Origin of the sequence: Peribacillus sp. NJ4 (assembly GCF_030348345.1) — a bacterium.
In the GTDB taxonomy this organism is placed as follows: Bacteria; Bacillota; Bacilli; order Bacillales; family DSM-1321; genus Peribacillus.
In genome coordinates this window covers 3,664,202-3,676,958 of record NZ_JAUCFQ010000001.1, presented here as the reverse complement: position 1 = coordinate 3,676,958, position 12,757 = coordinate 3,664,202, and the positions used below count along the sequence as shown (strand labels likewise).

Genomic DNA, 12,757 nt, shown 5'->3' with positions numbered 1-12,757 from the left:
ATCTGAAAAGGAGGGGAAATGAGAGGTTTTGAATCAACTGGAAATGGGATTATCTGGATTTAAAAAAGCTGGTAAGGTGCCAGGGGTCATCCAATAAATGAATAAGAAGAGGCTAATTTCGTCATAGTGAATATACGAATCAAGCCTCTTCTTTCATGTTCTTATTTTCCGTATTTGTGAAAAGTTTCTTACAATTGAAGAAGGCACGACAGAATGATTGTTTCTTGCTGTTAAAAGCTTTATACTATGTTAATGTGGATATATCACACTTAAAAGCTAATATTTACTGGTAATTCTTAATAAGGAATCCGTATAAAAACCATTAGAAGATAGGTCTTGAAATAGTTGGGGAAAGAAATAAACTAACTATTTTGAAAGGAGATTAACTATGAACGAGAAACAACGTTTAGAATCACAACAAGTACAGGCTGAAAATCCAGCGGACAAAAAATCCGATAAGGACTTCAGTAAGTACTTTCAAGCCGTTTATATTCCGCCTTCCTTAAAAGATGCGAAAAAGCGAGGAAAAGAAGAAGTAGAATATCATGATGACTTCGCAATTCCTGAAGGTTTCCGTGGGATGGGAGAAGGCAAAAAGTTTTACATTCGTACATACGGCTGTCAAATGAACGAACATGATACTGAAGTCATGGCGGGCATCTTTACGGCACTTGGTTATGAGCCGACAAACACGGTGGATGATGCTAACGTCATTTTACTTAACACATGTGCAATTCGGGAAAACGCAGAGAATAAAGTGTTCGGTGAATTGGGGCATTTAAAATCATTAAAATTGGAAAAGCCGGATCTATTGCTTGGGGTTTGCGGTTGTATGTCGCAAGAGGAGTCAGTTGTAAAGCGGATTCTTGAGAAGCACCATTTTGTAGATATGATTTTCGGAACGCATAATATCCACAGGCTGCCGCAAATTCTTAATGAAGCTTATCTATCTAAGGAAATGGTCATTGAGGTTTGGTCTAAAGAAGGTGATGTAATCGAGAATCTTCCGAAGGTGCGTAAAGGCAAAACGAAGGCATGGGTCAATATCATGTATGGCTGCGATAAGTTTTGTACATACTGCATCGTACCTTACACAAGGGGGAAAGAAAGAAGCCGCAGACCTGAAGATATCATACAGGAAGTCCGTCATTTAGCGGCTCAGGGTTACAAAGAAATAACTCTGCTTGGACAGAATGTGAATGCTTATGGTAAAGATTTTACGGATATCGAATATCGTTTCGGTGATTTGATGGATGAAATCCGCAAAATCGATATTCCGCGTATTCGTTTTACGACAAGTCATCCCCGTGACTTTGATGATCACTTGATCGAAGTTCTGGCTAAAGGCGGAAATCTTGTTGACCATATCCACCTTCCTGTTCAATCTGGAAGTACGGACACACTTAAAATCATGGCCCGTAAATATACACGCGAGCAATATTTAGAGCTGGTAAGAAAGATTAAGGAAGCTATCCCAAGTGCATCGCTAACAACTGACATAATTGTAGGCTATCCGAATGAAACGGAAGAGCATTTTGAAGAAACGATGTCTTTATACCGCGAAGTTGGTTTCGATGCAGCATATACTTACATTTATTCACCACGTGAGGGAACACCGGCTGCGAAAATGCAGGATAATGTACCGATGGAAGTGAAAAAGGAACGCCTGCAACGCTTGAATGCCCTTGTCAATGATACGTGCGCGTTGAAAATGAAAGAGTATGATGGACAGATTGTTGAAGTGCTTGTTGAAGGCGAAAGCAAGAAGAATGCGGAAGTATTAGCAGGTTATACAACGAAAAATAAGCTCGTGAACTTCAAAGGACCAAAATCCGCTATTGGCCAAATCGTAAAAGTGAAAATCACCGATACGAAAACATGGTCATTAAATGGGGATATGGTTGAAGAAGCAACGGCGATTGAGGTGGAGTAATATGACGAAATATACTAAAGATGACATCCTGTCAAAAGCGGCCGAGCTTGCTGAAATGATTGCCAGCACGGAAGAAGTCGATTTCTTTAAACGGGCAGAAGCTCACATCAATGAAAACCAAAAAATCCGTGAAATGATCGCAAGTATCAAGAGTTTGCAAAAACAGGCGGTAAACTTCCAGCATTACGGAAAAGAGAAAGCATACAGCCAAGTTCAGGCCAAAATTGATGCACTTGAAAAACAATTGGATGAACTTCCGATCGTCCAAGAATTCAAGCAATCCCAAGTAGATGTAAATGATCTCTTACAAATGGTCTCATCACAAGTATCGAATAAGGTGACGGACCTGATCATTGAATCGACCGAAGGCGACGTCCTTCGCGGGGAGACTGGTTCACAAGTACAAGCCGGCGGCGGAAGCTGTTCATGAATATGGCAAAGCCCTTCTGATTTCAGAAGGGCTTTTTTATATTGCGTAAATCCTTATACAGCGCCCATTCGTGACACATATCCCAAAACATGCGCATAAAATAACCTAGGTTTAAAACATTACTGCAGTTTTCAAACAATTAAAATTCTACGCACACTAGACTTTTACCACGCATAGGATGAATGGAAACTGTATGAGGAGGGTTCGCTAGCATGTCACAATATAGAGAGATAATTACTAAAGCGGTGGTGGCAAAAGGACGTAAATTCACAAAGTCCTCTCACACCATTTGCCCGGCTCATCATCCTTCTAGCATTCTAGGTTGTTGGATCATCAACCATAAATACGATGCAAAGAAAGTCGGCAAAAAGGTAGAAATTCACGGCAGCTACGAAATCAACGTCTGGTATTCTTATAACCATAATTCGAAGACGGAAGTTGTAACTGAAAAAGTGCAATATACCGACGTGATTTCGCTGAAATACCGTGATCCCGATTGTCTTGATGACCATGAAATTTTTGCAACAGTTGTCCAACAGCCGAATTGTTTAGAAGCTTGCATCTCCCCATGTGGACAAAAAATCATTGTCCATGTGGAAAGGGAATTCTTTGTGGAAGTCGTCGGCGAAACGAAAATTTGTGTCGCTGTTAGTCCAGATGGCCGCTGTGAGGATGACTGGGGCTCTGATTTCGATGATGAGGAATTTGAAGATTTAGATCCGGATTTCCTTGATGAATTCGAAGACGAATAGAATATAGAAAGTAACTACCGGATGACATTCCCTTCATCCGGTTTTATTTAATTTGAAGTCGGACAGGACCCTTGCAGGCATAACGATGAGAAACCAAAAAAAGTTTGCAGATACTGCAAGCATACAACAGTTAATCTCACAGGATAATTGATTTACCATTCAATTTCGAATTCAGGCAATGTTGCTTTCCCTTATGTTATAATGAAGGACATAAATGAGTAATAGATTTTAGTTTGGAAAGGTTTTGAAGGAATGGCTGGATATACTCCGATGATACAGCAATACTTAAAAATTAAGGCAGAGTACCAGGATGCCTTTTTATTTTTTCGTTTAGGCGATTTTTATGAAATGTTTTTTGACGATGCACTGAATGCATCCCAGGAGCTCGAAATCACATTAACGAGCCGAGAAGGTGGTAGTGAAGACAGAATTCCGATGTGCGGCATTCCGTATCACTCGGCTGCTAATTATATTGATATATTGATAGAAAAAGGATTTAAAGTAGCTATATGTGAACAGACTGAAGATCCCAAGCAAGCCAAAGGTGTGGTACGCAGGGAAGTTGTCCAGCTGATTACTCCGGGAACGAAAATGGATAGTAAGGGTCTTCGAGAAAAGGAAAATAATTATATTGCCACCATCACTTATTTTACGGATGGGCAGTTTGGCTTTGGATACAATGATTTATCGACCGGGGAAAACAAGGTCACTTTGATTGAGAGTTTTGAAGAAGTTCTGAATGAATTTGCCATCCTTGGTGCGAGCGAAGTGGTCATAGCTGAAGATTTCAATGAAGAATGGAAAAAAAAGCTGCAAGAACGGGGCGCTGCCGCTTTATCCCTAGAGAATAATTTGGTTCAAAGCGAGTCATTCGTTGCATTGCTTCATCTGTTAAAAGACCAGAAACTGGCAACGACGACCACACGTTTATTGAATTATCTATACCGTACTCAAAAGCGCAGCCTGGATCATTTACAGCCAGTGCTTGCATATGAAACGTCACAATATATGAAAATTGATTATTATAGCAAACGCAATTTGGAATTGACTGAAACCATTCGTTCCAAAGGTAAAAAAGGCTCATTACTATGGCTGCTTGATGAAACGAAAACAGCCATGGGCGGAAGGATGTTGAAGCAATGGATTGATAGGCCGCTCATTAATAAAAAACAGATCGAGCGGAGGCAAAGCCTTGTTGAAACCCTGAAAAATCAATACTTCGAACGGCAAGACTTACGTGAACGGCTGAAGGAAGTGTACGACTTGGAGCGGCTTGCCGGAAGGGTCGCCTTCGGGAATGTAAACGCTCGAGACTTGATTCAATTGAAACGTTCATTGCAACAGGTGCCAATCATTCGTGAAATCGTGAAGTCAATGGCTTCCAATCAGGATATTTCAATTCTTGCCGATAAATTGGATCCTTGTGAAGAAGTGACGGATTTGCTTGAAACGGCGCTTGTAGAAAACCCGCCATTGTCCGTGAAGGAAGGGAATATCATTCAGGACGGTTTCCATAAGGAGCTGGATACATACAGGGATGCCAGCAGAAACGGGAAAACCTGGATTGCACAGCTGGAACGCGAAGAGCGGGAACGCACAGGGATCAGATCATTGAAAATCGGATATAATCGTGTTTTTGGCTATTATATTGAAGTCACACGAGCCAATTTGCATCTGCTAGAAGAAGGGCGTTATGAACGGAAGCAAACACTAACGAATGCCGAACGTTATATCACACCTGAATTAAAAGAAAAGGAAGCTTTGATTTTACAAGCAGAAGAAAAAAGCGTCAGTTTGGAATATGACCTATTCCTTAATCTTCGTGAAGAGGTCAAAAGCTATATCCCGCGCTTACAGGATTTAGCGAAAGGCGTCAGTGAACTGGATGTCCTGCAGTGCTTTGCGACGATTAGCGAAGAACGCCATTATGTGAAGCCTGTATTTTCTGATGATAGAAGAATCGTCCTGAAGGAAGGCAGGCATCCAGTGGTCGAGAAAGTCCTTCAATCACAGGAGTATGTCCCCAATGACTGCTTTATGGATGGGGAACGGGAGTTACTCTTGATCACAGGGCCCAATATGTCGGGGAAAAGTACGTATATGCGTCAGATTGCGCTAACATCGATTCTAGCGCAAATTGGATGCTTCGTGTCCGCAAGTATAGCTGAATTGCCTATTTTTGATAAGGTATTTACTAGGATTGGCGCGGCTGATGATTTGATTTCCGGTCAAAGTACATTCATGGTCGAAATGCTTGAAGCAAGAAATGCGATTATGAATGCGACAGAAAACAGTTTGATATTATTTGATGAGATCGGGCGGGGAACATCAACTTACGATGGAATGGCGCTTGCCCAGGCCATCATTGAATATATTCATGAGGAAATTGGAGCCAAGACCCTCTTTTCGACTCATTATCACGAATTGACGGTATTGGCATCAGAACTGCCTAAATTGAAAAATATCCATGTCAGTGCTATTGAGCAAAATGGAAATGTCGTTTTCCTTCATAAAATTAAAGAAGGTCCAGCGGATAAAAGTTATGGGATTCATGTTGCAAAGCTTGCTGATTTACCGAAGCAGTTAATTGATCGGGCGGCGGCCATTTTAGCGCAATTAGAGAATGAAAATGGACAAACAAAGGCGATGGCTGAACAGCCCGCTGCTGTTGTCAAAGCACCAATTGCAGAAGCCTCTCCTGTAACATCCGCCAATGATGAAGCACAGCTTTCCTTCTTTGGGGAAGAGGCTCCTAAAGGGAAAGTGAATTCTTCACCTAAGGAAAAAAAGGTGCTGGATGACATTAAATCACTCGATATCCTTGAAATGACGCCGCTTGAGGCGATGAATATCCTTTATAAATTACAAAAGAAACTTAAATGAGAAAATAAAGCGAGGCGATAATAATGGGGAAAATCATGCAGCTTGACGAGGCTTTGTCCAATAAAATCGCAGCTGGCGAAGTTGTGGAACGCCCAGCCTCAGTCGTTAAGGAACTTGTGGAAAATTCAATAGATGCAAACAGTACCATAATAGAGATTGAATCGGTGGAAGCTGGACTTGGTTCCATCCGGATCGTGGACAATGGCGATGGGATTTTGGCCGATGACATAGAGGCAGCATTTAAACGTCATGCCACAAGTAAAATAAAAGATGAAAATGACCTCTTCCGAATTCGAACACTTGGCTTTCGCGGTGAAGCAATGCCCAGTATTGCTTCAGTTTCCCGTTTCGAATTGAAAAGCAGCACGGGTGAAGGTGTAGGGACACGCATACTTCTTGAAGGTGGCATGGTTAAGGAACTCGAGGCTTCATCCAGCCGTAAAGGAACGGATATCCTGGTTTCCGACTTGTTTTACAATACTCCTGCAAGGTTGAAATATATGAAGACCATTCATACCGAGCTAGGAAATATTACGGATGTCGCTAACAGGCTCGCACTTTCGCACCCGGATGTTTCAATACGGTTATCACACAATGGGAAGCGTATCCTGCATACGAATGGTAACGGGGATGTCAGGCAGGTGCTAGCTGCAATCTATGGTACGAATATCGCCAAAAAGATGATTCCGATTCAGGCAAGCTCCTTGGACTTCAAATTATCCGGATATATCGTTATGCCTGAGATCACCCGGGCTTCAAGGAATTATATATCAACCATGATAAACGGCCGCTTCATTAAAAACTATGCACTCGTGAAAGCGATCTTGGATGGGTACCATACACTTCTTCCAATTGGCCGTTTTCCAATCGCTTTGTTGAATATTGAAATGGATCCGATTCTTGTCGATGTCAACGTACATCCATCCAAAATGGAGGTAAGGCTCAGCAAGGAACAGGAATTGTACAGTCTCGTATCAGAAACGATTAAATCTTCCTTTAAAAAGATATCTCTAATTCCAAGTGGATATACACCTGCACCAAAGCCGGAACAAGTGAAAAGTGAGCAAACTACGCTGGAATTGGACCATGTCGTGGAAAGCGGGAAGCGCGTACTTGAAGAAGCCAGGAAAGAAGCTTCACTCTTGAAGGATACCTTGATTCGGGAAAAGCAGGACGAAAAGAAACATATGGACCACGTTGAAGATTTCAATCTCGAACCAATAAAGGAATTAATCTACAGCAACGAGCAGCAACAAATGGCAGATACCTATATACCGGTCTTCCAAGATGATGAAAGCAAACCATTTTTCGAGTCGGCTGAAAAGTATACAACCTATACTATCGAACAAGAGGAAGAAATCGAGGGGAATGAACCGGATAGTCGAATCCCTCCCATGTACCCAATTGGACAAATGCATGGAACATATATTTTCGCCCAAAACGAAAAAGGTTTGTACATCATAGACCAACATGCTGCCCAGGAACGGATCAAATACGAATATTTTAAAGAAAAAGTCGGACGGGTCGAAAACGAACTACAAGATATGCTGGTCCCCATCACCCTTGAATTTTCGACCGACCAATGTATCCGGATAAATGAATATCGGCATGAGTTGGAAAAAGTCGGAGTCTATTTAGAAGAGTTTGGCTATAACGCCTATATTGTCCGATCGCATCCACAATGGTTCCCAAAAGGAATTGAACAGGAAATCCTTGAAGAAATGATAGAACAATTGCTATCGATGAAAAAGGTCGACATCAAAAAATTGCGCGAAGAAGCAGCTATCATGATGAGCTGTAAAGCCTCCATTAAGGCAAACCGCCATCTGCGCAATGATGAAATTCAAGCACTATTGGATGAACTAAGACGGACAACCGATCCCTTCACATGCCCTCATGGAAGACCGATCATCATCTCTTACTCCATTTATGAAATGGAGAAAATGTTTAAACGGATCATGTAATTAAAAGCAATGGAGAACCTTTATGTAGCAGGGTTCTCCATTGCTTTTTTAGTTAAAATTAGTTATTTATTGTCTAATAATTACAAACGGTGGGGGGGCTTATTAGTTTAATATTAAGTAATACTGTTTCTATAATTCAAATATGTTTTTATATTATAGGGGCAACAGTTGCTAATCTTACTTTCAAAAGTGCAAAAAAAGGACTACTAAATTCTGTTAATACAGAATATCAGAAAAGAGTAATGGATCATTTAGAAGCGCTGTCGGATTTGATATTTTTTGAATTTGATCCTGATTCCGATTACTACTGAAGAAAGTTAAACAAATTATTTTAAGCATCCATTCATGGGGTGCTTTTATAAATTTAAGTGAATAGCCTCCTCTTGTCGAATGATTTATATTCAAAAGGAGAGGGCGATTCATATGAACTTTGAAACGAAGTATTTAATTCGGTGGGGGAATCCAGGTTGAGTATTTATTTTATTTACCTACGTCTCTTATCTTTCATTCGGTCATAAACTTTTTTTAGGTACCAAGTTTACTGTAACTCAGTATTAGGAGTTAGTTATTTGGAAAGTTTGGAACCTGAATAAGTTTCACTTGAAACAATTATGAGGAGGAAACAAATGAGTAAGATTATCAGTGCGGAAACAACCGCGAAAGTAGAAGCCCAGCCCCGAGGAAAAATGATTGCTTATTGGTCAGTCACATTACTACTCGCATCAGCTGTTATGTTAAGTGGTATCGGGCAACTTATGCAATATGGGGGAAACATCGAGTTAGTGACGAATCTTGGTTACCCATTATACGTCTTGACCATTCTCGGGATTTGGAAGGTGCTTGGAGCCATCGCTCTGGTTGTGCCAGGTGTTCCTCGGCTTAAAGAATGGGTTCACGCTGGTATCTTCTTTTTAATGACTGGTGCGGCTTTATCTCATGCGTTTGCTAACGATTATGGTGATTACGGGTTTTCTATTATCCTACCGCTGACATATGCTGCATTAAATATCGCTTCGTGGGCGCTACGTCCGAAGAGCCGCAAACTTTAGGAAGGTGGTGAAAATAACGGCAGTCCCTTCGTACCATCAATAGATCTCTACTATAGAAAATAATATTTTGAACACCACTGAAGCAATAGAAATCTTACAGTGCTCTAGACAAAACTTAAACAACTTAGTTAAAAGAGAAGCCATCACTCCAATTAAGGACTTGCCTAGAGACCGGTTGTTTTTTTAAGAGGATATAGTAAAGCGTAAAGATTATATGGATAAGAAGAGGGAAGCATCATCCTAACCGATGGTGCTTTTTACTTTGAAGAAAGAAGGGTGAGCTTGATGAAGGTTGGAAGAGTGATGGGGAAATAAAAAACGACCCATCAAAGGGTCAGATAAAAGGAGCCCAAGCATAGGCTAGTGAGTTCCCGACACTTATCTTCAATAATAATAATACTGGGGATTAGGTTGGAATTGATAGTTGGGTGCAGGGGCAGTATACATCTGGTTATCATAGTGATTAATATATTGCGGATATTGCTGAATGTCTTCTTCGGGTGCTCGATGGCAGTTTGCTGGCGGACCGATGAATGTTGATGGTTGGACCGGTGCAATTGCTTTTTTCCATTGGTTTTCATCCATGCAATACGTATGTGCCATAATATTTGCAGGTGTCAATTTCAAGATATCCGAACCGAGGATCACCTCAGGTGTTGGTGCATTAAAAATGGCCAGCAGATGAGTGTTATCGGTATTAGCCACTTCATAATGCCACCAACCTTGTGGAACATTAGCTACTTGACCGGGTTTAATGGGATAATTTTGTATTTGCTTAGTAAAAGGATTAAGTAATGAAACGGTTGCAGCTCCAGTAATGCAATACACTAGCTCTGCAGCATTTTGGTGATAATGCGGTTCTACGACATTGTTCTTACTAAGGTAAATATCTAATAGTGAAACATTTTCGAGTGTGTTCAATTGTTTGATACCTAAAACATTTATATAGTTTTGATTGTCTTTTTTCATTAAATTGCTTTGATTAACATCGAAAAAATATTGTGTGGATGGTGAGGTATAGTCCATATAGGAGACCATGAATTTATCATTCCTTTTCTAATGAGTTCATTTTGCAGGATATGTTAGATTTCATTGTAATGTGCAAAAACCCAGGGTTATTTGCCTATGGTCCTAATGATCGTATATGATCCCTGCCTATCTTTTAGGAAAGGACACAGATTAAATTATTATATAATAGCCTGTTGAATTGAATGCAAATGAATCCATTGACTATAAAACACAATTAGATGAAGAAGGTTTAGGAGTCCCTTGTGATCCCGCCATAGTATGAAAGAGATGCATTGATTTGGTGTAATATTAGATAAATATTATTTTTATATACTATAAAACCGAAACTGCTAAACTGAATTTTTGATATAATCAAACTTTTAACGAGCAGTATTTTTCCATTGCGTGTCTTTAAATTACAGTGATATAATGTTCTCTGTGATTTTAAAGTTAAACATAGGAAGTGGCTAAAATTGTCGAACAATTCAAAAGAGAGTAAATTCGTTCCGTACGTCTCTGCATCTAAATCTCTACCGGAATTAACTGCAACTGCAATTATTCTAGGGATCATTCTTGCAATCGTATTTGGGGCGGCAAATGCATACTTAGGCCTACTTATTGGGTTGACTGTCTCTGCTTCAATACCCGCAGCGGTAATTTCAATGGCTATCTTAAGAGGGGTTTTTCGCAGGGATTCAATATTAGAAAACAATATTGTGCAAACGATGACCACGGCAGGTGAGGCTATTGGTGCCGGTGCTGTATTTACCATTCCAGCATTATTCATGTGGGACATGGACGTGAGTCAAGCATTCATCATTTTCGTTGTATTAACTGGAGGATTTTTAGGGGTCTTCATGATGGTTCCCCTTCGCCAGCTTTTGATTGTAAGGGAACATGAAACATTACCTTATCCTGAAGGTACGGCATGTGCCGAGGTCCTGAAGTCAGGAGAAAAGGGTGGTACAAGCGCGAAATTAATCGGAGCCGGTTTGGTTATCGGCGGTGTGGTTAAAGGACTTGGTGATGGGTTTAAGCTCTTCAAGACAGAGGTTGAAACAGGAATCACGAATTTTAAAAATGCAGTGGTTGGTCTTGATGCCTTTCCTTCTCTTTTGGGTGTAGGTTATATTATTGGACCGCGTGTTGCAGGACAAATGCTAGGTGGGGGGTTATTAGCCTGGGTCGTTCTAATACCGGCCATCAGCTTTTTTGGCGGCAGCAATGGAACAGCCATTTTCCCTTCTGATGTACCGATTGGTGAATTGGATGCATGGGGAATTTGGGATAATTATATACGTTATATTGGTGCTGGTGCCGTTGCGACTGGCGGATTGATCACATTGATCAAAACATTACCTATACTTTTCAGTTCAGTTATTGATACTCTTAAAGGCGTAAAAGCCAATAAAGGGCAACTTAAATCAGGTTCAATTCGTACTGAAAAAGACATACCGGCTAAATATGTTTGGCTGGGAACGATCATTGTTATTTTAATCATTGCTTTCACACCAATAACTGATGTTGGTATCATTGGTGCGATTGCAATTGCGATTTTTGGATTTTTATTCGTGACGGTGGCTTCAAGGGTTGTTGGAATCGTCGGAAGTTCTTCTTCCCCGGTTTCTGGAATGACGATAGCCACACTATTGATTGTAGCGATTGTCTATAAAGCTACTGGTTTTACTGGGACGACAGGAATGGTAGCCGCTTTAACCGTTGCTGCGATCATTTGTACAGCACTTGCGGTTTCAGGTGATGTTTCTCAAGATTTAAAAACAGGATATATCGTGGGCGGAACACCATGGAAACAACAAGTTGCCATGATGATCGGTGTCGTTGCGTCTGCTTCTGTCATTGGTTTTATCCTGGTTCTAATGGATAACGCTTATACGATGGGATCTGCAGAACTACCTGCACCTAAAGCGGCACTAATGAAAATACTTGCTGAAGGTGTTCTTGGGGGAGATTTACCTTGGACCCTTATCTTTATCGGTGCGGCTATTGCCATAACATTAGAGTTTTTCGGTCTGAATTCACTTGTTGTTGCAGTCGGCATATACTTGCCGGTTCATACTAGTGCCCCAATCATGATCGGTGGGTTTATCCGTTTCTTCGTTGAATTCTTCTCGAAAACAAAAGAAGCGCTTAAAGCACGTGTTGATAGAGGTGTATTATTTGCATCTGGTTTAATAGCAGGTGAATCATTGATTGGTGTACTTATTGCCATATTGATTGCAGCAGGTGTCCAAGTCCCGGCTGCGGCTAAATTAGCCAGCAATTTGATACCTTTCTTACTATTCCTTGCTCTAGCTGGATTGCTTTGGTTCGTATCTAGCAAAGGGAAAAAAGAAGATGCTTCGTAAACGCCAATCAAAAAAGAGGAACCTGTTAACTATGGTTCCTCTTTTGGAAAGACGCGTCACTATGGAACAAGAATCCCCGGAAGCAACTTTTTTAGTCATTCAACGGACCAATTTCGTGGAACGAATTACGATTCGTTTCTTTAAACAACCATCAGTCCGGAAAATCAAGCTTGATAAGTTTGGGGCATTTGCCATTAAACAAATGGAGTTCCAAAGCAATGTCAATCAGATTTCTGAAGCGATGAGTGAACACTTTGGTGAGGAAGCGGAACCTGCCTTACCGCGATTGATGAAATTTCTGGAAATCCTGGAGGTTCATGACTGGATTATATGGGATGAAGAAGAAAAATGAAAAAAAGCTGAAGCTCTTTT

9 protein-coding genes are annotated in these 12,757 nt (G+C 40.8%); 8 read left to right on the top strand and 1 reads right to left on the bottom strand.

Annotation, left to right across the window (positions count from 1 at the left end; genetic code table 11):
* Nucleotides 1-388: 388 nt before the first annotated feature.
* The 6 genes from miaB (at nt 389) to QUF94_RS18240 (ending at nt 9,011) form a co-directional block, all read left to right on the top strand.
* Nucleotides 389-1,933, top strand: coding sequence for a tRNA (N6-isopentenyl adenosine(37)-C2)-methylthiotransferase MiaB (gene miaB / locus QUF94_RS18265; protein ID WP_289317091.1), 1,545 nt, complete (start codon nt 389-391; stop codon nt 1,931-1,933).
* 1 nt (nt 1,934) lies between these two features.
* Complete coding sequence (locus QUF94_RS18260) at nt 1,935-2,363, top strand: YlbF/YmcA family competence regulator (protein WP_289317090.1); 429 nt, start codon at nt 1,935-1,937, stop codon at nt 2,361-2,363.
* 212 nt (nt 2,364-2,575) lie between these two features.
* On the top strand, nt 2,576-3,115 hold the full coding sequence (locus QUF94_RS18255) for an outer spore coat protein CotE (RefSeq protein ID WP_289317089.1): 540 nt from the start codon (nt 2,576-2,578) through the stop codon (nt 3,113-3,115).
* Between the two features lie 252 nt (nt 3,116-3,367).
* Nucleotides 3,368-5,998 carry a DNA mismatch repair protein MutS gene (gene mutS / locus QUF94_RS18250; protein ID WP_289317088.1) on the top strand — a complete coding sequence of 877 codons (2,631 nt, stop codon included), beginning with the start codon at nt 3,368-3,370 and terminating at the stop codon, nt 5,996-5,998.
* 23 nt (nt 5,999-6,021) lie between these two features.
* Nucleotides 6,022-7,962, top strand: a complete 1,941-nt coding sequence (gene mutL, locus QUF94_RS18245) for a DNA mismatch repair endonuclease MutL (RefSeq protein WP_289317087.1) — start codon at nt 6,022-6,024, stop codon at nt 7,960-7,962.
* A gap of 626 nt (nt 7,963-8,588) precedes the next feature.
* On the top strand, nt 8,589-9,011 hold the full coding sequence (locus tag QUF94_RS18240) for a DoxX family protein (protein ID WP_289317086.1): 423 nt from the start codon (nt 8,589-8,591) through the stop codon (nt 9,009-9,011).
* Between the two features lie 384 nt (nt 9,012-9,395).
* Here QUF94_RS18240 and QUF94_RS18235 read toward each other — a convergent pair whose 3' ends face one another.
* The gene (locus QUF94_RS18235; protein WP_289317085.1) at nt 9,396-10,049 is read right to left on the bottom strand and encodes a cupin domain-containing protein; all 654 of its coding nucleotides are present in this window, start codon (nt 10,047-10,049) and stop codon (nt 9,396-9,398) included.
* 443 nt (nt 10,050-10,492) lie between these two features.
* Here QUF94_RS18235 and QUF94_RS18230 point away from each other — a divergent pair, with 443 nt between their 5' ends.
* On the top strand, nt 10,493-12,385 hold the full coding sequence (locus tag QUF94_RS18230) for an OPT family oligopeptide transporter (protein ID WP_289317084.1): 1,893 nt from the start codon (nt 10,493-10,495) through the stop codon (nt 12,383-12,385).
* Nucleotides 12,375-12,737, top strand: a complete 363-nt coding sequence (locus QUF94_RS18225) for a PqqD family protein (RefSeq protein WP_289317083.1) — start codon at nt 12,375-12,377, stop codon at nt 12,735-12,737. Before QUF94_RS18230 ends, QUF94_RS18225 begins: the two co-directional genes overlap by 11 nt.
* Nucleotides 12,738-12,757: the final 20 nt, after the last annotated feature.